This window comes from Variovorax sp. 01N429, from assembly GCF_056399425.1.
The window spans coordinates 23,933-44,194 of the sequence record NZ_JBFTRG010000028.1 but is presented as its reverse complement, the minus strand read 5'-3'; the positions used below and the strand labels follow the sequence as shown (position 1 = coordinate 44,194).

Here is a 20,262-nt window from a genome sequence, read left to right as displayed (position 1 = left end):
GCGCGGCGCTGCATGCCGGCGTTGTTGACCAGGATGTCGATCGGTCCGATATCGGCTTCGATCCGTTCGACCGCAGCGTTCACGGCATTGCCATCGCTGACGTCGAAAGCCGCGGTGAAGACCGTGCCGCCTTCGCCGCGCAATTGCGCTGCGGCCTTCTCCAGCTTGTCAGGGGAACGGGCATTGAGGATCACGCGGGCGCCCGCCCCTGCCAAGCCTCGCGCGAGTGCGTATCCGATGCCGGCGCTCGAACCGGTGAGCAGAGCTGTTCGACCAGCCAGGGAGAAGTTGTCGAGCACGGATTGCATGGGACCTCCAGGGATGTAAGGGGCTGCGCGCGGGAATCATCCCACACGTCTTTCCCGCCCGCTCCCACGGCCGGGCTGCGCCAAAGCGCAGATGTTGGGGGCTGGCCGTTTCGAAGTCTTGCCATGCCTTCTCGCCTGCCGGTGTTCGTGGGGCGCCATCCTGTCTGGTCCGTCATCGCGGCGCTCTTCGTGGTGCTGGTGGCGTTCGTCCTGGTGTTCGACTGGAACTGGGTCCGCCCTTCGCTCGATCGCTATATCTCCAGGAAGACGGAGCGCGAATTCCACAGCGCCGATCTTCACGTCAAGCTCGGACTGACGCCCACCATCGTCATGCGCGACGTCTACTTCGGCAACGCGGCGTGGTCGAAGGACGCGCCCGCCATGGCGAAGATAGAGCGCCTGGAGTTCTCGGTCGCCTTGCGCGACCTGCCTGAGAAGATCCTGGTTCCGCGCGTGGCGCTCACGCGTCCCGACCTTGTCTTCGAGCGATTGCCAGACAACCGCAAGAACTGGATTCTGTCCGACCCATCGGACACATCACCCAGCAAGTTGCGCATCAGCACGCTGTCGGTGGACCAGGGCCATTTGATCTACATCGACCATGGGGAGCCCTTCACGATCGATATCCAGGGAAGCACCTTCGATCCGAACGCGCAAGAGCAGGTCAAGAATGCGAATACCAAACCGTCCAACAACCGCTACACGACCCAGTACGACTTCAAGGGCAAATACCACGACGCGGCGTTCTCGGGACGCGCGCTCACGGGTGATGTGCTGAGCTTCCAGGAGTCCGGGGTGCCGTTTCCGCTCAAGGGCCAGTTGGACGCGGGCACGACGAAGCTCGCCGTCGAAGGCACGATCGCCGACGCGGCCAACATCACGGCCATCGACACCCAATTGCGCATCGAAGGCCAGACGCTGGCCAATCTGTATCCCTTCCTGCTGTTGCCGCTGCCGGCCTCTCCGCCCTATCGCCTGCAGGGCCATCTGATTCTCAAGGGCAACCGGTACAGCATGGACGACCTTGCCGGGCGGATCGGCTCGACCGACGTCACCGGCAAAGGCGCCTACGTCGATCAGAAGCCGCGCCCGCTGCTGACAGCCGATCTGCACAGCAAGCTGCTGAACCTTGCCGACCTCGGTCCGCTGATTGGTGTGCAGACGAAGCAGAGCGGTGGCAAGCCGAACGTATCGCAGGCCGAGACCCGCGACAGGCCCACAGCCAAGGCGAAGGAAAAGCAGATCGATCCCACGCACGTGCTGCCCGCGGGCACTTTCGACGGCAGCCGATTGCAGAAGATCGATGCCGAGGTCGACCTCGTCGCTACCAGGCTCGAGGTGCCTCAGTTCCTGCCCCTGGAGAGCCTCAAGGCTTCGCTTCGCCTGCACGATTCGATGCTCAAGGTGGCCCCGCTCGACTTCGGCTTTGCGGGCGGCAGCATCGCATCGCAGGTCGCGCTGGACGCGCGCGAGCCCACGTTGAAGTCCGACGTCCACATCGACCTGCAGCGCGTGCGCATCGATCAGCTCGCGCCCGACAGCAAGACGATCGCAAAGGGCGCGGGCCGCGTCGGTGCCACCTTGCACCTGAAGGGCACGGGCAACTCCATCGCCGACGCCGCCGCCAAGGCCGACGGCCGCATCGTCGCTACCGTGGTCAACGGCCGGGTGTCGAACCTGCTGGACGCCGCGAGCGGCCTCAACGGCGGCAAGGTGCTCATGTTGCTGGCCGGCGGCGACAAGGACATCGTCATCAACTGCGGTGGCGCGGCGTTCGACGTGAAGGACGGCCAGGGCAAGTCTTCGCTCTTCGTGGTGGACACCGAGCAGACGCAGGTGCTCGGCGGCGGCACCTTCGATCTCGAACACGAGCGCTTCGACATGACCATTGCACCGAAGCCGAAGGAAGTCGGTCTGCTCTCCCTGCGCACGCCGGTGCGCGTGTATGGCACCTTCAGGCAGCCTCGCTTCGAGATCGAGAAGGGACCGCTCGTTGCGCGCGCGGGCGCCATGGCGGCGCTGGCAGTGGTGAATCCGCTGGCGGCGCTGGTGCCATTGATCGAGACGGGCCCGGGCGAAAACACGAACTGCGGCGCCATTGAAAATCGAACGGCGGGTGCGGTCCAGCAAGCCGAGGGCGGCAAGCCAGGGATTGCGCCCAAGGCCAAGCCCAAGGCCAAGCCCGACCTGGAGGCGAAGGGCAAGCGCTGACGCTACTTGGGCTCTGTCTTGAACAGGCCCCTGACGTTCAGGATGGCCAGGCACACCTGCAAGGCGATGAGTGCCCAGGCGTCGGTGTGAAGCCCCCAGGCCACCCAAAGAACGTTGCTGAGCAGGAAGATCCAGAAGCCCGCATTGCGCCTTCCCCTTGAACTGGAAGCAACGAGGTAGGCGGCCGCGACGGAAGCCGCGAACGCGGGCCACTGCACCAGGTCCAGCAGGTCCACGCCGGTCACTCACCGGACGAACAACGCAATGAGGATGATGATCGGGATCGGTACGCCAAGAAACCAAAGAAGAAGTGAGCGCATGGGAGTTCTCCTGAATTCGAGACGAGGGAGTGAAGTCTTGTCAACGCGTCGCGCGGACCACCGGCTCAGAGATCACGGCGCCGGCCGCCGTAGATGGCCGCGAAGCTCGCGACGAAAGCGCCGATCAGCATCGAGACCACGAGCCAGAGAGACGCGTATGCAGAAGCTTTGCGCGCCGCGTCGGCCGCTTCCTGCGCCTTGGTCTTGGCGTCGTTGAGCGTCGCCTGCGCCTTGTTGTAGGTGTCGGTCACTCGCCTTTCAGCGTCTTGCTGACTGAGCCCTGTGCGCTGCGCGACGAGCTGCCCGACGTACTTGGTGTCTTCGGGCGACAGCGTGCCTGCGCGGAAGCTGTTCACGAAGATGCGGGCGACCTCGGACGCCGGTGCGTTGCCCGCCGAGCTATCGGAGGGCGCCGCACCGGCGGCGCTCGGGTCCCGGCGGAATAACGAGTCGACGAAGTAGCCGACCGGGCCCGAGCTCGAGTTCGAGCTCGAAGAAGAGTCGCCGGTGGAAGATTCCGCTGCCCCAGCGGCCGTTGCAGAAGCTGCGGCGGTTGCTGCCCCACCCGCGGCCGTGGCGCCCACTTGCGCACCCGTACCAACGATCGATCCGACGGCCGACGTAAGGAGCGCTGCGGTAAGCAATGTCGCAACAGCCCAGGCCAGGAAGCCATGCGCTGTGTCGCGGAAGTACACCTCGTCCGTGTGCAAGCCGGCCCATTTGGTGCGCAGCCTGCCCGCCAGATAACCGCCCATGCCGGATGCGGCAAGCTGAACGATCGACAGCCACACCACGGACGCGACACCGATGGTCGTGGCACTGGCGCCCTTGTTGGCCCACGGGCTGACCGTGGACAGGCCAAGGCCGGTGCCAAGCAGCAGAAGGACCAGCGACAACGCCGCAGCGCCGGCCGCGCCCGCGAATATGGCACCCCAGGAAACGCCACTGGCGCTGGACCACTCCTCGACGCGAGCGCTGCCACGCGGCTGCACGGTGGGATCAACTCTGTATTCAGCCATGGGCGCTCCTCATTTGTGAAGGCTGCACTCTGGATTTGGGCGCGACCCGACGTGGTCATCCAGTCACTACACGTAGAGTAGGCAATGGACTCAACAGTCCACTCTGGTCCCTTCCTACATGAGTCCGTCCGGCAACCCGACAGTGGTGCCGATGCCAAAGGGAAGAATGGGTGCACACCCCGACTCGATGGAGACCCAATGGACATCGACCTGATCAGACAACCCTTGAATGACGCGCCAAACGCGCCACCATTGACCGATGCCGATGTGGCGGCATTGGATGCGACGACGCCGGCGCCAACTCCTGATGCGATGGCGCCGAAGACCTTCAGGCAAAAGCTCGATCAAGCGCTCGATGTTTGCACGGTCCGCACAAAGGCCTACATTGCCGAGCGCCCCGTGAGCGCGGCCTTGATGAGTGCCGCTGCTGGTGCTGCGCTGACGATCTTCCTCAAGCGCACCTTGGGCCTGTCCCAGCGCCAACGCCTCGACTGACACTGAAGGATTCATAGCGCAGCGGGCACGCGGTTTGCCGAGGAGAGTGGGTGCATTCACCCCAACCCCCACTCCCAACCTCCACAAACCACATGGCCCACCCCACCACCAGCGCTTCCGCGCGCGACGGCTCCCGTTCTTTCGACTACCTCATCGTTGGAGGCGGCTTCGCCGGCTGCGTCCTCGCCGAGCGGCTTGCCAGCCAACTCGACCGGCGCGTGCTCATCGTCGACCGGCGCAACCACATCGGAGGCAACGCCTTCGATCATCTCGACGAATCCGGCTTGCTCGTGCATCGCTACGGGCCTCACATCTTTCACACCAATTCGCAGCGCGTGCTCGACTATCTGTCGCAGTTCACCGAGTGGCGGCCTTATGAACACCGCGTGCTGGCGATGGTCGACGACCAACTCGTGCCGATCCCTATCAATCTGACCACCATCAACAGGCTGTATGGACTGAAGCTCGATGCCGCCGGCGCGGCAGCCTTCCTGGCGGCGCGCGCGCAACCGACCGAGAACATCGTGAGCTCACGCGACGTCGTGGTGAGCCAGGTGGGTGAAGAGCTTTACCGCAAATTTTTCGAGGGCTACACGCGCAAGCAGTGGGGCATCGATGCCTCTCAACTGGACAAGGCGGTGACCGCACGCGTGCCGACTCGCACGGATGCGGACGACCGCTACTTCCAGGACAAGTACCAGTGCATGCCTTCGCACGGCTACACACGCATGTTCGAGCGGATGATCGACCATCCGAACATCACCTTCCTGCCCAACACCGACCATGCTGACGTGAAGGACGTGATCCCGCACGATCACCTGATCTATTCGGGTCCGATCGACGAGTACTTCGGCTTTTGCTTCGGCAAGCTTCCCTACCGCTCGTTGCGCTTCGAGCACAGCACGCTCGATCAGCCATGGCTGCAACGGGTGGCGGTGGTGAACTATCCCGCGCCTGACGTGCCCTTTACCCGCATCACTGAATACAAGCACCTGACGGGGCAAACGCATGCGCGCACGAGCATCACACGCGAGTTCCCGACTGACGAGGGCGACCCGTACTACCCGATCCCCGCGCCGCATAACGCAGCGCTCTACAGGAAGTACGAAGAGCTGGCCGAACGCACGCGCGGCGTGACCTTCACGGGCCGGCTCGGCACTTACCGCTACTACAACATGGACCAGGTGGTAGCCCAAAGTCTCGCGTTGTTCGCGCGCCTGGAGCAGGAAAGCGACCTGGAGGCGGCCTGAAGGCAGCCGTCCCGCTACCGATGGTCTTCCTATGGCTATGGCACGTCAAAACCTGGTGGTCGCCCGCGTCGGCCGCCACTCGCTCCATCCATCCTGGCTCGGTACCGCGGGCCAGCGCAACTGGGATCTCTATCTTTGCCCCTACCAGGCGCTGCAGCCGCAAGACGATCTCGAATGCACCGTAGGCGACGTGATCCCCGGACCCAAGTGGACAGGCCTGCGAGAGCTTCTTGGGGGTTGGACCGGCTGGCGCGAGTACGAGCGCATATGGCTGCCGGACGACGACATCTTTGCGACGGCAGACGCGATCGACAGGATGTTCACGCACTCAGCGGCGCTCTCCTTCGATCTCTGCGCGCCTGCATTGCACGAGGCGTCCTACTACGCGCACTACAGCACCATGCGCAACAAACGCTGCTTTGCACGGCGCACGGGCTTCGTGGAAATCATGATGCCGTGCTTCAGCCGATGGGCGCTCGATCGGCTTCTGCCGACTCTTGAACTCAGCTCGACCGGGTGGGGATGGGGCCTGGATTCACTTTGGCCGAAGCTGCTTGGTTATCGCAACCTCGGCATCATCGACGCGGCGCCGGTGCTTCACACGCGGCCGGTGGGCATGTTCCGCGATGCCGAGCTCGGCCGCCGCGTGCATGCGGAGTCCGACCGGATCATGGAGGACTTTGATTGCGCGCAAATCCACAAGACCTTCGCGATTGTCGGCCCGGAGCGGGAGACGCTCGGCCTGGAGCCCGATGCACTCGCGGTCATGCTCGCCGACGGCTGGCGTTATTTGCTGCAAAGCAATCCAGCGGTGCTGCCACTGCTCTTGCAGGCACAGCAGCCTGAAGGTGGTTGGGGCGGCTACCCGATCGCGGGGACGCCATCATGCGTGGCAGCCTGAGCAGCAGCTCCTTGCATTGCACAGACCTGGCGCGTCCGCAGCCGTTGCGTCTCTCGCGCGCATGCATGGACCTCGCGCCGCCGGAAGTGCGGCGGCCGGACTTCGGACCCGGCAAGCTGCGCCCGGGAATCCTGCACCTGGGCTGCGGATCGTTTCATCGTGCGCACCAGGCCTTCCTCACGCAGCGCGCCGTCGAATGGGAATACGGCCCCGCAAAACGCCTGCGGGGCAGCGAACCACCCGCCTGGGGCATCGTCGCGGCCAGCCTGGTCACGCCGGGCACCGTCGATACGCTCGCTGCGCAGGATGGCCTCTACACGGTCCTTGAACGAGGGAGCCAGGGAACACGCGTCACCGTGGTGGGCACATTGAGTGAGCTCGTCTACGCGCCGCGCGACCCGCTGCCGCTGCAGCGCGCCTTCGCCGATCCTGCGATCAGGGTCGTGACACTCACCATCACGGTCGGCGGCTATGGCGCGGACGCCTGCGGCAGGCTCGACACGAGCACAGCGGCGCAGGGGGATTGGCGGCTCCCGCAACCCCGCACGGCCATTGGCGTACTCGTCGCGGGCCTTCGGCAGCGGTGGCGGACGGGCACTGCCCCACCCGTGGTCCTGTCGTGCGACAACGTGCCTTCGAACGGGCGCCTTTTGCGCCAGCTGTGCATCGACATGGCCGCGCTGGAGGATGACCGCCTCTCCGCATGGATCGCGGGACACGTGCAATTCCCCTCGACCATGGTCGACCGGATCGTGCCGGCCACCAGCGCGACCGACCTCAAGGACGCGAGCGCCGCGCTGGGATTGATCGATGCGGCGCCGATCTGCGCCGAGCCCTTTCACCAGTGGGTCATCGAGCGCTTCGACGGCGCGCGCCCGCGCTGGGATGCCGCCGGCGCGGAGTACGTATCGGACGTGACGCCATGGGAAGCCTCGAAGCTGCGCCTCCTCAACGGCGGCCATCTGGCCATCGCCAGCCTGGGCCAGCTCGCAGGCTGCGAGACCATCGCCGACGCGATGGCCGTACCCGGCTTCGCAGCCTTCGCGCTGCGCTTCATGCTCGACGAGCAGAAGCCAACGCTGCCGCCCAGCGACCATGACATCGATGCCTATGCGCGGCAACTGCTCGCGCGCTGGCGCAGCCGCGGTATCGCGCATCGGGTCGAACGGGTGGCCCGCGACGGTTCGTCCAAGCTGCCAGCGCGGCTGCTCGCGTCCTTGAGGGACAACCGGCGGGCGCGCCGGCCGGCACCCTGCACCGTGCTGGCAATCGCCGCATGGATGCGCTGCATCGCAGGGCACGATGATTTCGGCGGTCCAATCTTTGTACCGGACCATCTGTGCGCCACGCTGCAACGCAGTGCTGCCGATGCACATGACGATCCCCGCCGGCTCGTCGACCTCCTGCTGGGCCTGCCGAGCATCTTCGGAGACGATTTGCCGAGAGACATCGGCCTGCGCCGGAGCCTGATCGACGCAGTCACCATGCTCCGGCAGCGCGGCGCACGCGGGGCCGTGGCGGCATGCGTTTCTGGCATGCTTGCGCTGGATGACTGACATGGACATGGCACCTGAAACCCTGGATCGACTGGTTGCGTCGGCCGTTGTGTTCGACATGGACGGGCTCCTGCTCAACACGGAGCACCTGGCGCGCCGAGCCCTGAGGCTGGCCGGGGAGGAGGTCGGGCTCGATCTGCACGACGACGTCTGCGCGCTGATGATTGGCGTGCCGGCCGACGGCTGCCGGCGGCTGCTGCTCGAACACTACGGCGAAGGGGCGCCCGCCGACGACCTCTTCGCGGCTTCGTCACGCCACCTGCTCGCGCTCATCGATGGCGGCGGCATGCAGCTCCAGCCGGGCGCGTCCGAGTTGCTGGCGCTGCTCGAAGAGGCGGGCGTGCCGCATGCCGTTGCGACATCGTCGTCGCGAGAAAAAGCGCATCACCACCTCGAACGCGCAGGCATCGTGCAGCGCTTCGATGCCATCGTGACGCGAGACGACGTGGCGCGCGGCAAGCCCTACCCTGACCTCTTCCTGCGAGCCGGCCAACTGCTCGATACATCGCCGGGCGACTGCCTCGCGCTCGAAGACTCCTACAACGGCGTGCGAGCGGCGCATGCGGCTCGCATGCCGGTCGTGATGGTTCCCGACCTCCTGGTGCCAACGGACGAGATGCGTGAGAAGGCCATCGCCGTGCTGCCCGACCTGCATGCAGTGGCCAGGCTGTTGCACTTCAAGCCCCGACCCGCACCGCGATGACCTGACGCTCAGGGCGAAAGCTCGGCGGTTGCAGGAGCGGTCGCGGTTGCGGTCCCGGTCGCGGATCCCGTCGAAATTGCAGAGGCAGCCAGCGCCGCCGCGCCAGCCGTGGTCACCGGCCGTTGCGGCGCGATGGTGCCGCCGCGCGCGAGATGCGCTTCGATCTTGCGCTTCTCCATCCATGCCACCAGCCCCTCTTCATCGAGCCCCGGCAGCTCGCGGCTGTATCGATGGCCATGCTCCAGCGTGCGCATTTCGCCCCACTCCGGAAACGTGCGATGCACTTCCGCGAGTTCTTCATCCGGATCGATGCCCATGCTGCGCAGCCTGCGATAGAACGGACCTTCGACGCGGTCCATCGGCTTGGTGTGGTCCATTGGCACAGCATCGACGATGCTGATGCGGTTCTGCCCGTCCAGCAGCGACGACCACGCGTAATCGATGCCCCAGGTACAGCGGGTGAGCAGAAAGGTCGGCAACAGCACCTCCAGCGCATCGCGCGAGAAGCATGGCGCCATCACCTCGACAAAATTCACCTGGCGGACCGCACAAACCGGATTGCGGATGTTGATCAGGTGGTTGACGTTGCTCCCCCACGCAATGGCCGGTTGGCTCAGGAACAGCCGGTTGGTCTCGCAGATGCGAAAGAAGCGGGACACGTCGCCAGGCGCAAAGCGAAGGTCGTCGTCGATCATCATCACGTAGCGGTAGGGCATGTTGGCGACGGAGCCGCCGAACATCTCATTGAAGGCTTCGAACTTGTTGAGAGCACCGGGCTGGAACAGTTCGGCCCCGAAATCCTCGGCCTTGCTGCCGGGAGGCGCTTCCCACCCGTTGATGCAGCAGTCCCAATTCCGGTCGGGGTCGTTCGCAAGCATTTCGGGGTGCAGGGAATTCCTTCCCGCTCGGACGAAAACAAGATAGTCGCGCATGGATGTGAGTGAAGTGGAGGTCGATCCGCACTTCAGGGCAAGCGGCGTGCCCGCCGGTCTACACGGTGCCTGGGATCCATGAGCGCGACAGGCTGGTCGCGGCCTTGATCCGCTCCAGCGGAATCTTGGGCGTGCGGTCCGCATTCAGCAGACCGTTGGCCTCCTGGAACGTGTCGGCGAACTGGGTGTAGCAAAAGCCACTGAAGATCGCCGCGTGGACGATGGTTTCCAGCAGCCGCGCATACAGCTCGCCGAACTCCTCCGCGCCATGCGCCACCGCGTAGCCCCAGACCTTCTTGGTGTCGTGCCCCACGGGCAATGCCAGCGGCGCGGGCTCGGCCTGCTTCGCATGAAAGGCGATGCCGCCGAATTCGGTCAGCATGATGGGCTGGCCTTCATGCGGATGATCGTCCAGCGTCAGCACGCGGCCGGCCGGCCAGCGATGCTCCAGCAGTGCCTGCCGCGCGGTTTCGGCGCCGCCGTAGCGCTTGCGCAGGTTTTCGGTGTCGGCGTCGTAGTCGTGCACGCCGATGATGTCCGTCGCGCTCGACTCCCAACCGTCGTTCCCAATCACCGGCCGGCTCCCGTCGAGCGTCTTGGTCAGATGGAACAGCGCCTGCACCGCATGCCGGTGCGCCCCGACCGACGGCAACTCGGGCACGCCCCACGACTCGTTGAACGGCACCCAGACGATGATGCACGGATGGCTGTAGTCGCGGTCGATGGCCTCTGTCCATTCGCGCACGGTTCGCTTGATCGCGCCGCGCGTGAAACGATAGGCGGAAGGCATCTCTTCCCACACCAGCAGGCCCAGCCTGTCGGCCCAGTACAGATAGCGGGGGTCCTCGATCTTCTGGTGCTTGCGCACTCCGTTGAAGCCCATTGCCTTCGCGAGTTCGACGTCGCGGCGAAGCGCGTCGTCATCGGGCGGAGCCAGCAGCGTGTCCGGCCAGTAGCCCTGGTCCAGCACGAGGCGCAGCAGGTAGGGCCGGCCGTTGAGCATGAAGCGGTCGCGCAGGATGTGAACGGAGCGAAGCGCGGTGTATGAATCGATCGTGTCGATCACTCTTCCGTTGCGCAGCAGACGCAGCTTGGCATCCAGCAGCGTCGGACGCTCGGGGGTCCAGAGCATCTCGTTGCGGAAGTCGTCGATGCCTGGGTCCGACAGCACGATGGAGCGGTCGACCTCGCCTTCGATCACCTGGTAGCGGTCACGCGCGAGCAGCTTGTCGGCATGCCGCAATTCGATCTCGATCGCCAGATCGTCCGAGATGTCTCCGGCGATGCGAGCTTCGAAATAGAGCGCGTAGCCCTCCACCTTCGGCGTCCAGCGGATCTTGTCGATGTAGGTCCTGCCGACGCGTTCCAGCCACACGGTCTGCCAGATGCCTGTCGTGCGCGGATACCAGATCCCGTGCGGTTCGGCTTGCCAGTCCTGCTTGCCGCGCGGCTTGGTGAGATCGCACGGATCGTCCTCGGCCCGCACCGTGACAACCTGCCGACCCGCAGGGTCGAGCAGATGGGTGATGTCCGCGGAAAACGGCGTATGGCCGCCGTCGTGCGTGACAGCGAGCCGGCCATTGACCCAGACGCGCGCGGCATAGTCGACCGCGCCGAAGCGCAGGATGACCCGGCCACCGTCGGGCGGAAGTTCGACGTCGCGCTGGTACCAGCAGACGTAGTGGAAGCCGCGGTCGCCAATTCCGCTCGCTTCTGATTCAGGCGGAAACGGAACGCGTATCTCACGAGGCCACGCGGAGATGTCGTCCGGGCTGAGAAAGGCGCGTTCGTCGTCGAAGCAGAAACGCCACACGCCATTGAGCGACATCCAGTCATCTCGTCGAAGTTGAGGGCGCGGATAGGCAGGGTTCAAGGCAGAGTCCAAGTCGTGCTCCTTGTGCATTCCCCCGGCCCGGGCGGGGCGCGGCCGGCCGGACAGGTTAGGGGCTCGCCCGACCGGAGCGTGTCGGAGCATGCCGCATATGCCGCATCTAAGGCCGCGGCTGCGCGCCCCTGCGCCGCTGTTCGAGCGGCGCGATGTTCAGGGCCTGCCGGTACTTGGCCACCGTGCGCCTGGCGATGCGAAACCCCTGGGTCGCGAGCGCCTGCGCCAGCGCAGGGTCGCTCAGCGGAGCGTCTTTCTGTTCGCCTTCGATCAGCTCACCGATAAGGATCTGAAGGGCCGCCGGCGCCGTCTCGCCACCGGCTTCGTGCGGCATGCCGCGCGAAAAGAAATGATGCAGCTCGAACACGCCGTGCGGCGTCGTCATGTACTTGTGGTGGACGGCCCGCGACACCGTCGACGAATGCACGCCGACCTCATCGGCGATCGCTCGCAGGCCCAGCGGTTTCAGCGCGAGCGGTCCATGGTCCAGGAAGAGCTTCTGACGGCCGACGATGGCCGTGGCGATGTCGAGGATCGTCGAAACGCGCTGCGCCGCGTTGCGCACAGTCCATCGCGCCTGGTCCAGGCAAGCCTTCATGGCCGAGTCGCCTTCGGTCCTGTGCTTTTCGAAAAGGGCGGCGTAGGCCTGATGCATGCGCACCCGTGGAATCGCGCTTTCGTTCAGCGACGTCCGCCACGCGCCTCGCACCTTGGAGACGACCACGTCGGGAACCACGACGCGCGCGATGCCATCCGCGTAGCGCCAACCCGGGCGCGCATCCAGCGACCGTATGCAGGCGGCGGCGCGCTGCACTTCGGCCTTTGACGCATTCAGCAGCTTGGCAAGCTTGTCCAGCTTGTGAGCGGCCAACAGCTCGAGATGCGCATCGGCGATGGCGCGGGCCATGGCGCGCGTCGGCGAATGCGGCAGCGCGTCGAGCTGAAGCCGCAGGCATTCGCCGAGCGAACGGGCGCCGACGCCCACCGGGTCGAAAGCCTGCACGCGGCGCAACGCGACCCGCAACTCGCATTGCGCATCCGTCCCGGCTTCCCCCAGGGCCGTGCCGAGCTCGTCCAGCGAGATGCGCAGGTAGCCGTCGTCGTCCAGCGCTTCCACCACCGCGTCGGCGAAGTAGCGCTCGCGCGCGTCGAGCCGCAGCACCCCCACCTGCGCGTGCAAATGCTCGCGCAATCCGGCGGGGACGGGCAGGTTCTGCAGGTGGTCCGCGCTGTCCTCGTGCGAGAGGCGCTGCCGGGGGTCGTGCCCCCACATCCGGTCGAGTCCGGCGGCCCAGTCCGACTCCGATTCGAAGCGAGCGGCGGCAGGAGTTGACTGCGGGTTTTCCGGAAGGCTTCCGGGCATGTATTCCAGGTCGAGGAAGGGGTTGCCTTGCGCAACCTCCTGCAGAGTGTCCGCATAGTCCATCGAGGACATCTGCAGCAGGCGCACCGCATGCTGGAGCCTGGGAGAAAAGACCATGCTTTGCGCCAAGCGCGCCTGGAGGTGTATTTCCGTCATCGCCTTCTACATTGAACGTCGAGCGACCGATGCGCAACGATCATGCCAATCGCCTGTTGCCGGCGCTCCAGAGGCGCAAGCCTTCATGCGCCTGAAGCGGCCTGCAAGTTGGCGGCCACCCCTCGCAATCCATGCGGCAAATCTTGCGGGAGACGGAGCGAGCAGGGGGTGCTTCGCGGGCACGGCTATTGCTCGAACGACATGGACGATCACCCCGGAAGAGCGCCATGAAATGGACAGAATGCTACGAGCGAATTCAGATGCTGAGTCCGAAGTCGGCCAAGCTTGCCGCGCGAATGCTCCGCAAGGACCGCCTTGTTCCGTCGAGCTGGGCTTTCTCGCTCGACCTGGCGCTCACGTGCCGCGCAAAAGGCTCAGGGCCCGTCACCGAAGGCGACTTCGAAGTCATCGCCACCAATCAGAAGGCGGAAATGTCGCAGCCGCCTGAGACGCTTGATGGAGATCAGCGGCGGGCCTGGGAGTTCGCAGCAGCGGTGAGGGGGTTCCCTGTTCACAAACCCAGGGTTGAGAGCGAACGCGAACCCATGGAGGCGCGCGAGCCCGCACTGGCGCAAATCGACAGGAGTGTTGCGACCGGCCGACACCGTTTGGCTGCAAAGTAACTTGATGAAGCTCTTTTTGCCGCAAACCTTACCGGCTTCCTGGGGCCGCGGCGTCGGTTTGCGCTTACGACAAAAGGGCTGACCTTCGTGCGCCGCAAGAGCGGCCGGGGCAGTCATGCTGGCAGTCCACGTCCTTGACGTGTTTCGGTTCCACCCGCCTGGAGAATTCATGGACAGCGACAAAGCTCAAGTTTTTCCCTTTCCCACTGCCGAGCATCACGACAAGCTGCCCGAGATGGCTGAGCGGCCCGTGGAGCAGGCGCCGACCGAGTCGGCACTCGACCACGGCATCGAGGAGTCCTTTCCTGCCAGCGACCCGGTGTCGGTGAATGTAAGCAAGGTAAAGCACGCGCCGGTTGCGCCAGTGACGTCGCCGGACGCGAACGCACCGGGCAAGCCGGGCGGCGAGTCGCGATCATTGAAGAACCCGCTGACCTGGGTCTACGCGGCTGCGGCCGTCGGAGCGGCCGTGGTGTATGCGGCGACGCGCCGCAAGCGCCTGTATTAAGGCGCCACGCCCGACGCCTTATGGCGCCCGGGAGCCGCCCGGCAGCCCATGCTTCGCCTGCGGCAGAATCCTTGACCCGCAGCAAGTCGACTTCAAGGAACATCACACATGGGCGCGCAATGGAAAGCCAAGCACAAGGATCTGGCGGCGAACGCCAAGGGGCGCTTGTTCGGCAAGCTGGCCAAGGAAATCATGATTGCAGCGCGCAGCGGGGCCGATCCGGCATCGAATGCGCGCCTGCGGCTGGTGGTCGAGCAGGCTCGCAAGGTGTCCATGCCCAAGGACACGCTGGAGCGCGCGATCAAGAAAGGCGCCGGCCTGACCGGCGAATCCGTGCATTTCGATCATGTGATCTATGAAGGCTTCGCGCCGCACCGCGTTCCGGTAATGGTCGAATGCCTGACCGACAACGTGAACCGAACGGCGCCTGAGATGCGCGTGCTGTTCCGCAAGGGCCAGTTGGGCGCCTCCGGTTCAGTGGCCTGGGATTTCGATCACCTCGGCATGATCGAGGCCGAACCCCAGCAACCCGACGCCGACCCCGAACTCGCCGCCATCGAGGCTGGCGCACAGGACTTCGAGCAGGGCGAAGAAGGCGTTGCGGTGTTCCTGACCGATCCCGTCGATCTCGACCTCGTCAGCCGCGCGCTGCCGGCGCAGGGCTTTTCCGTGCTGTCGGCCAAGCTCGGCTACAAGGCCAAAAACCCGATCGATCCGGCCAGCCTGAGCGCCGAGGCGCTGGAAGAAGTCGAGAGCTTCCTGGCCGCCATCGATGCGAACGACGACGTACAGAACGTGTTCGTGGGGCTGGCGGGTTAACTGCGCGTGAAGTGCGGCGGCACCGGTACCTGTCCGCCTGCGTCTTTCAGCGCGTACTCGCCATGCTGCCGGATCAGCTTGGCGACCAGCCCGGTCCAGCCGGTCTGGTGGCTGGCGCCGAGGCCGGCGCCACTCTCGCCGTCGAAGTACTCATAGAAGAGCACCAGGTCCCGCCAATGCGGATCGCTGTTGAACTTCTCGTATCGGCCATTCGAAGGGCGCTTGCCGTTCCCGTCGCGCAGGAAGATATTGACCAGCCGCTGCGACAGGTCGGTGGTCACCTGCCAGAGAGTCATCGAATGGCCGGTGCGCGCGGGCTCGGGCACCTTGAAATCGTCGCCGAGGAAATAGTGGTGCTTCTGCAGCGCCTCGATCAGCAGGAAGTTCAGCGGAAACCACACCGGGCCGCGCCAGTTCGAGTTGCCGCCGAACATGCCGCTGGTCGACTCCGCCGGTTCGTAGTCGAGCGTGAAGGTCTGGCCCTCGATATTCATTACGCAAGGGTTCTGCGCATGCGTCTTTGAGACGGAGCGAATTCCGTGCGGACTCAGAAGGTGCGCTTCGTCGAGCACGATCTCCAGCAGGCGCGCGAGCTTGTGCGAATCGACGAGAGCCAGTCGCATGCGTTCGTGAACGCCGATATGGGTCATGTCGGCCAGGTTGCGCAGCAGTTCGGGCCGGTTATCCGCAAACCACTGATAGCGTTGTTCGTAGTCGCGGAAGCTGTCGAGCATGTCTTTTTCGCCGACAGCGATCGCGAACAGCGGCACGAGGCCCGCGACGGTATAGGCATTGACGGGAAAGCGGCGCCCGTCGGACAGCAGCAGCACGTCGAAGTAGTAACCGCGCTCCTCGTCCCACAGGCCACGCGTCTCCGTGCCGATGTGGTTCATCGCGTCGCCGATGTAGACGAAGTGCTCGAAGAACTTGGTCGCCACGTCTTCGTAGGTCGGATTCTCGAAGGCCAGCACCAGCGCGATGTTGAGCATGTTGAGGCAATAGGTCGCCATCCAGCTGGTGCCATCGGCCTGCTCCAGATGGCCGCCGCCGGGGAGGCCTGAGGTGCGATCGAACGCGCCGATGTTGTCCAGCCCGAGAAAGCCGCCCTCGAACAGGTTGTTGCCTTCCTGGTCCTTGCGATTGACCCACCACGTGAAGTTGATGAGCAGCTTGCGGAAGATGCGTTCGAGAAAGACCGTGTCCATCCGGCCGGTCATCTTCTGCTCGATCTGGCAGATGCGGATCGCGGCCCAGGCATGCACCGGCGGATTGACGTCCCCGAAGGACCACTCGTAGGCGGGGATCTGCCCATTCGGATGCATGTACCACTCGCGGGTGAGCAGCAGCAACTGGTCTTTTGCGAAGTCGGCGTCGATCATCGCGAACGCGACGCAATGAAAGGCCATGTCCCAGGCTGCGAACCACGGGTATTCCCATTTGTCGGGCATCGACAGCACGTCGCCCGTGGCAAGGTGGGTCCATTCGTGGTCGCGGCCCTGCTTGCGCTCCTCGGGCGGCGGCGACTGCAGCTTGTCGCCTTGCAGCCAGTGCGCAACCACGAAGTGGTAGTACTGCTTGCTCCAGAGCATGCCGGCGAAAGCCTGGCGCTGCACGTTGCGCATGTCCGGCGGCAGGTCGAAGGGCGTGATGCGCTGGTAGAAGGCATCGGCCTCTTCGGTACGGCGCGCGAACACCGCATCGAACCCACTGCCGAGTGCGTCCGAGAGCCGGCCGTCGTTCGACAGCCGCAGCTTGACCACGCAGCTTTCGCCCGGCTGCAAGGTGCGCCGGTAGAGCGGCGCGGCCTTGGTGCCGACGTTCGCGCGATTGACCGCATCGTGGCGCCCGTGCACCACGAAGTCGCCAAAGGCGTCCTTCGCGAATCCCTGCGCCGGACTGCCCCAGAGCCGGGCGGCGTTGCTTTCGTTGTCGGTAAAGAGCAGGTCATCGGAGGGTTCGTGGTAGAGCCAGTACGTACCGAGCCTGGCGTGCGTGGCGGCGATCGCATGAGGCTGCGCAGGGTCCTTGGCGAGCCGCGGCTTGGGCTTCCTGCCGGACCACGACCATTCATTGCGAAACCACAGCGTGGGCAGCAGATCGAGCGGCGCCGGCTCGGCGCCGCGATTGAACGCGCTGATGCGCACCAGCACGTCGTCCGTGCCCGCCTTCGCATATTCGACGAAGACGTCGAAGTAGCGGTCCTCGTCGAAGATGCCGGTGTCGAGCAGCTCGTATTCGGGGTCGTGACGGCCGCGCCGGCCGTTCTCAGCGACGAGCTGGGCATACGGAAAGGCCTGCTGCGGGTACTTGTACAGGTATTTCATGTACGCGTGGCTCGGCAGGTTGTCGAGGTAGAAGTAGTACTCCTTCACGTCCTCGCCGTGATTGCCTTCCTTGCCGGTGAGCCCGAACATCCGCTCTTTGAGGATCGGATCGGCACCGTTCCATAGCGCCAGCGCAAAGCACAGGCGCTGCTGGTCGTCGGAGATGCCGGCGATGCCGTCTTCGCCCCAACGGTAGGCGCGTGAACGCGCCTGGTCATGGGTGAAGCTCTCCCATGCATCGCCGTTGGCGCTGTAGTCTTCGCGCACCGTGCCCCACTGCCTCTCGCTCACATAGGGCCCGAAGCGGCGCCATGGGACCTGCTTGTCGCGAACTTCGGCCAGGCGCTTGTCTTCTTCCGAGGGTTCGGCTGGGGCGGATGGGGTAGGTGCGGTGGGTGTGGTGGGTGTGGTCAATTCGGCTTTTTTCCGCTGCGGTGGGCCCGCCTGCTTTTACTGCCGCCCGAAGCGCCAGTCAAAGTCAGGCACTGCGAGGCAAATCGGGGTACAAATCCGACGGTCGCACGACCAGCGACATCACCAGCCACATCACCAGCCAAAGAGGAACGCCATGTCACTCAAAGGAAAGATCGCCATCGTCACGGGTGGAAACAGCGGAATCGGCAAAGCCATCGCGCTGGGGCTGGCCAAGGCCGGTGCCAACGTCGTGATCGACTATGTCGCCAATCCGGAGGCGACCGACGAACTGGAGCGGGAGATCACGGCGCTGGGCGACCAGTCGATCGGGGTGGAGGCCGACGTCAGCAAGGTCGACGACCTGCAGCGGCTCGTCGATGCCGCCGTCACGAAATTCGGCAGGATCGACATCATGGTCAACAACGCCGGCGTCGAGACCCGCACGTCGGTGCTCGACACGACCGAGGCCCAATACGAGAAGGTGCTGGACATCAATCTCAAGAGTGCCTTCTTCGGCACCCAGTTGGCGGCCAGGCAGATGATCAAGCAGGGCGGCGGCGGGCGGATCATCAACATCACCTCGGTGCACGAGGATTGGCCGATGCCCGGCAACACCGCCTATTGCCTGTCGAAGGGCGGCATGCGCATGCTCACCCGAACCGCCGGTGTCGAACTGGCGCCGCACGGCATCGGCGTCGTCGGCGTCGGCCCCGGCGCAGTGGCCACGCCGATCAATCTCTCGACCATGCAGAACCCCACCTTGCTGGCGGTGCTCAACAAGGCCATTCCGCTCGGCCGCATGGCCCAGCCCGAAGAAATCGCCAACGTCGTGGTGTTCCTCGCAGGCGACGGTGCCAGCTACGTGACCGCCACCACGATATTCGCGGACGGCGGCATCATGCAGAGCAGCCCCGGGCTGTAGCCGCCATGGACGGGCACTACGACGTCATCATCATCGGCAGCGGCGCCGGCGGCGGCACACTCGCGCATCGCCTGGCGCCTTCGGGCAAGAAGGTGCTGATCCTCGAACGCGGCGACTGGCTGCCGCGCGAGGCGGCCAACTGGAGCGTTGCGGAGGTCTTCGCCGACAACCGCTACATCTCGGCGGACACCTGGTATCTGCCCAGCGGCAAGGCCTTTCAGCCGCAGGTGCACTACTTCGTCGGCGGCGCGACCAAGATGTACGGCGCGGCGCTCTTTCGCCTCCGCAAGGAGGACTTCGGCGTGATGCGGCATCACGACGGAATTTCGCCCGCCTGGCCCGTCGGCTACGAAGAGTTCGAGCCCTACTACACAGAGGCCGAACAGCTGTACCAGGTGCATGGCGAACGCGGCACCGACCCGACCGAGCCGCCAGCCAGCGCGCCCTACCCCGCTCCGCCGATCTCGAGCGAGCCGCGCATCGCAAAGCTCGCCGAAGACCTGAAGGCAGCCGGCTACAAGCCCTTTCACGCGCCGTCGGCGGTGATGATGAACGAGGCCGACATGGCCTACAGCCGCTGCATCCGCTGCCAGACCTGCGACGGCTTTCCATGCCTGGTGCATGCCAAGAGCGATGCCGAGGTGATCGCCGTGCGGCCTGCGCTGGAACACGCCAACGTCACCCTGGTGCGCAATGCACGGGCGCTCAAGCTCGAGAGCAACGGGGCCAGCGTTACCGGCGTGCTGGCCAATGTGGCGGGCATCGAGCAGCGCTTCTCGGCCGACATCGTGGTGGTTGCCTGCGGCGCTGCCAATTCAGCGGCCCTGCTGCTGCGTTCGGCGAGCGATGCGCATCCCGCCGGCCTGGCCAATGGGTCGGGCCAGGTCGGTCGCAACTACATGTTCCACAACAGCCAGGCGGTGCTTGCGCTGTCGCTGACGCCGAACGACACGACATTCCAGAAGACGCTCGCTCTCAACGACTTCTATTTCGGCATGGACGGGTTCGACTATCCGATGGGCAACATCCAGATGATCGGCAAGACGCTCGGCGGCATGTACCGCGCCGAGAAGGCGCTGCTGACCGCACTGGTGCCCAGCCGTGCGCTGGACGACATCGCGCGGCATGCGGTCGACTTCTGGTTGACCACCGAGGACCTGCCCGATCCGGACAACCGCGTGACTGTCGATGGCGATGGGCGACTGACGCTTGCCTACACGCCCAACAATCAGGTCGCCAAGCAGAAGCTCTACGAAAAGCTCCGTTCGATGCTCTCGCAGCTCGGCTTCAAGTCCCACCATCTGCTGGGACGGAACGTCTACATGCAGAGCGACATCGCGCTGGCCGGCTGCGCGCACCAGGCCGGCACCTGCCGCTTCGGCGACGACCCGGCCAGCTCGGTGCTCGACCGCAACTGCAAGGCGCATGAGCTCGACAACCTGTATGTCGTGGACACCAGTTTCTTTCCCAGCATCGGCGCGGTGAATCCGTCGCTGACCGCGATCGCCAACGCATTGCGCGTTGGCGACCACCTGCTGCAGCGGCTCGGCTGA

Annotated in this window: 18 protein-coding genes; 11 read left to right on the top strand and 7 right to left on the bottom strand. The window is 65.1% G+C overall.

All coding sequences use genetic code 11. The features are described 5' to 3' along the window. Positions 1–308: SDR family NAD(P)-dependent oxidoreductase (locus AC1DSF_RS29150; RefSeq protein WP_478183960.1), on the bottom strand; the 308-nt coding region annotated here is incomplete at its 3' end. A gap of 123 nt (positions 309–431) precedes the next feature. On the opposite strand from AC1DSF_RS29150, the gene AC1DSF_RS29145 reads away from it, so the two are divergent. Beyond that, a complete protein-coding gene (locus tag AC1DSF_RS29145; RefSeq protein WP_478126309.1) occupies positions 432–2,519 on the top strand; it encodes an AsmA family protein in 2,088 nt (695 codons plus the stop codon). Between the two features lie 2 nt (positions 2,520–2,521). Here the strand turns inward: AC1DSF_RS29145 and AC1DSF_RS29140 are convergent, their stop codons facing one another. Then, the gene (locus AC1DSF_RS29140) at positions 2,522–2,755 is read right to left on the bottom strand and encodes a hypothetical protein (RefSeq protein ID WP_478126308.1); all 234 of its coding nucleotides are present in this window, start codon (positions 2,753–2,755) and stop codon (positions 2,522–2,524) included. Between the two features lie 149 nt (positions 2,756–2,904). Then, positions 2,905–3,858 (bottom strand): hypothetical protein, encoded by a 954-nt coding sequence (locus tag AC1DSF_RS29135; protein ID WP_478126307.1) that lies wholly within the window; start codon positions 3,856–3,858, stop codon positions 2,905–2,907. Positions 3,859–4,056: 198 nt separating this feature from the next. On the opposite strand from AC1DSF_RS29135, the gene AC1DSF_RS29130 reads away from it, so the two are divergent. The 5 genes from AC1DSF_RS29130 to AC1DSF_RS29110 all read left to right on the top strand — a co-directional run bounded on the left by AC1DSF_RS29130 (position 4,057) and on the right by AC1DSF_RS29110 (position 8,763). Further along, entirely contained in the window at positions 4,057–4,353 is a 297-nt protein-coding gene (locus AC1DSF_RS29130) for a hypothetical protein (RefSeq protein WP_478126306.1), read from the top strand. Between the two features lie 92 nt (positions 4,354–4,445). Next, the gene (glf, locus tag AC1DSF_RS29125) at positions 4,446–5,603 is read left to right on the top strand and encodes a UDP-galactopyranose mutase (RefSeq protein ID WP_478126305.1); all 1,158 of its coding nucleotides are present in this window, start codon (positions 4,446–4,448) and stop codon (positions 5,601–5,603) included. Between the two features lie 37 nt (positions 5,604–5,640). After that, positions 5,641–6,504, top strand: a complete 864-nt coding sequence (locus tag AC1DSF_RS29120) for a hypothetical protein (RefSeq protein WP_478183959.1) — start codon at positions 5,641–5,643, stop codon at positions 6,502–6,504. Positions 6,505–6,515: 11 nt separating this feature from the next. Further along, positions 6,516–8,060, top strand: coding sequence for a mannitol dehydrogenase family protein (locus AC1DSF_RS29115; protein ID WP_478126303.1), 1,545 nt, complete (start codon positions 6,516–6,518; stop codon positions 8,058–8,060). Between the two features lies 1 nt (position 8,061). Further along, positions 8,062–8,763 carry an HAD family hydrolase gene (locus AC1DSF_RS29110; protein ID WP_478126302.1) on the top strand — a complete coding sequence of 234 codons (702 nt, stop codon included), beginning with the start codon at positions 8,062–8,064 and terminating at the stop codon, positions 8,761–8,763. Positions 8,764–8,771: 8 nt separating this feature from the next. Here AC1DSF_RS29110 and AC1DSF_RS29105 read toward each other — a convergent pair whose 3' ends face one another. The 3 genes from AC1DSF_RS29105 to rpoN all read right to left on the bottom strand — a co-directional run bounded on the left by AC1DSF_RS29105 (position 8,772) and on the right by rpoN (position 13,099). After that, entirely contained in the window at positions 8,772–9,641 is an 870-nt protein-coding gene (locus AC1DSF_RS29105; RefSeq protein ID WP_478183958.1) for a hypothetical protein, read from the bottom strand. A gap of 112 nt (positions 9,642–9,753) precedes the next feature. Beyond that, entirely contained in the window at positions 9,754–11,580 is a 1,827-nt protein-coding gene (locus AC1DSF_RS29100; RefSeq protein WP_478126300.1) for a glycoside hydrolase family 2 TIM barrel-domain containing protein, read from the bottom strand. A 106-nt stretch (positions 11,581–11,686) separates the two neighbouring features. After that, positions 11,687–13,099, bottom strand: a complete 1,413-nt coding sequence (gene rpoN, locus AC1DSF_RS29095) for an RNA polymerase factor sigma-54 (protein ID WP_478126299.1) — start codon at positions 13,097–13,099, stop codon at positions 11,687–11,689. Positions 13,100–13,326: 227 nt separating this feature from the next. Here rpoN and AC1DSF_RS29090 point away from each other — a divergent pair, with 227 nt between their 5' ends. The 3 genes from AC1DSF_RS29090 (at position 13,327) to AC1DSF_RS29080 (ending at position 15,049) form a co-directional block, all read left to right on the top strand. Continuing rightward, positions 13,327–13,722 (top strand): hypothetical protein, encoded by a 396-nt coding sequence (locus AC1DSF_RS29090; RefSeq protein WP_478126298.1) that lies wholly within the window; start codon positions 13,327–13,329, stop codon positions 13,720–13,722. Positions 13,723–13,891: 169 nt separating this feature from the next. Further along, positions 13,892–14,230, top strand: a complete 339-nt coding sequence (locus tag AC1DSF_RS29085) for a hypothetical protein (RefSeq protein WP_478183957.1) — start codon at positions 13,892–13,894, stop codon at positions 14,228–14,230. Positions 14,231–14,338: 108 nt separating this feature from the next. Then, on the top strand, positions 14,339–15,049 hold the full coding sequence (locus AC1DSF_RS29080) for a YebC/PmpR family DNA-binding transcriptional regulator (RefSeq protein ID WP_478126296.1): 711 nt from the start codon (positions 14,339–14,341) through the stop codon (positions 15,047–15,049). Here the strand turns inward: AC1DSF_RS29080 and AC1DSF_RS29075 are convergent. Beyond that, positions 15,046–17,787: an MGH1-like glycoside hydrolase domain-containing protein gene (locus AC1DSF_RS29075; protein WP_478183956.1), complete on the bottom strand. Its 2,742-nt coding sequence runs from the start codon at positions 17,785–17,787 to the stop codon at positions 15,046–15,048. The two genes, AC1DSF_RS29080 and AC1DSF_RS29075, sit on opposite strands and share 4 nt — an antisense overlap. A gap of 154 nt (positions 17,788–17,941) precedes the next feature. Here AC1DSF_RS29075 and AC1DSF_RS29070 point away from each other — a divergent pair, with 154 nt between their 5' ends. Both AC1DSF_RS29070 and AC1DSF_RS29065 read left to right on the top strand, forming a co-directional pair. After that, positions 17,942–18,709, top strand: coding sequence for a glucose 1-dehydrogenase (locus tag AC1DSF_RS29070; RefSeq protein ID WP_478126294.1), 768 nt, complete (start codon positions 17,942–17,944; stop codon positions 18,707–18,709). 5 nt (positions 18,710–18,714) lie between these two features. Further along, positions 18,715–20,262 (top strand): GMC oxidoreductase, encoded by a 1,548-nt coding sequence (locus AC1DSF_RS29065; protein ID WP_478126293.1) that lies wholly within the window; start codon positions 18,715–18,717, stop codon positions 20,260–20,262.

Excerpts from the sequence above, each read along its gene's own strand:
- AC1DSF_RS29145 (WP_478126309.1), top strand. The coding sequence starts at position 432 with ATGCCTTCTCGCCTGCCGGTGTTCGTGGGGCGCCATCCTGTCTGGTCC.
- AC1DSF_RS29135 (WP_478126307.1), bottom strand. The coding sequence starts at position 3,858 with ATGGCTGAATACAGAGTTGATCCCACCGTGCAGCCGCGTGGCAGCGCT.
- AC1DSF_RS29130 (WP_478126306.1), top strand. The coding sequence starts at position 4,057 with ATGGACATCGACCTGATCAGACAACCCTTGAATGACGCGCCAAACGCG.
- glf (WP_478126305.1), top strand. The coding sequence starts at position 4,446 with ATGGCCCACCCCACCACCAGCGCTTCCGCGCGCGACGGCTCCCGTTCT.
- AC1DSF_RS29120 (WP_478183959.1), top strand. The coding sequence starts at position 5,641 with ATGGCACGTCAAAACCTGGTGGTCGCCCGCGTCGGCCGCCACTCGCTC.
- AC1DSF_RS29110 (WP_478126302.1), top strand. The coding sequence starts at position 8,062 with ATGGACATGGCACCTGAAACCCTGGATCGACTGGTTGCGTCGGCCGTT.
- AC1DSF_RS29105 (WP_478183958.1), bottom strand. The coding sequence starts at position 9,641 with ATGCTTGCGAACGACCCCGACCGGAATTGGGACTGCTGCATCAACGGG.
- rpoN (WP_478126299.1), bottom strand. The coding sequence starts at position 13,099 with ATGACGGAAATACACCTCCAGGCGCGCTTGGCGCAAAGCATGGTCTTT.
- AC1DSF_RS29090 (WP_478126298.1), top strand. The coding sequence starts at position 13,327 with ATGAAATGGACAGAATGCTACGAGCGAATTCAGATGCTGAGTCCGAAG.
- AC1DSF_RS29085 (WP_478183957.1), top strand. The coding sequence starts at position 13,892 with ATGGACAGCGACAAAGCTCAAGTTTTTCCCTTTCCCACTGCCGAGCAT.
- AC1DSF_RS29080 (WP_478126296.1), top strand. The coding sequence starts at position 14,339 with ATGGGCGCGCAATGGAAAGCCAAGCACAAGGATCTGGCGGCGAACGCC.
- AC1DSF_RS29070 (WP_478126294.1), top strand. The coding sequence starts at position 17,942 with ATGTCACTCAAAGGAAAGATCGCCATCGTCACGGGTGGAAACAGCGGA.
- AC1DSF_RS29065 (WP_478126293.1), top strand. The coding sequence starts at position 18,715 with ATGGACGGGCACTACGACGTCATCATCATCGGCAGCGGCGCCGGCGGC.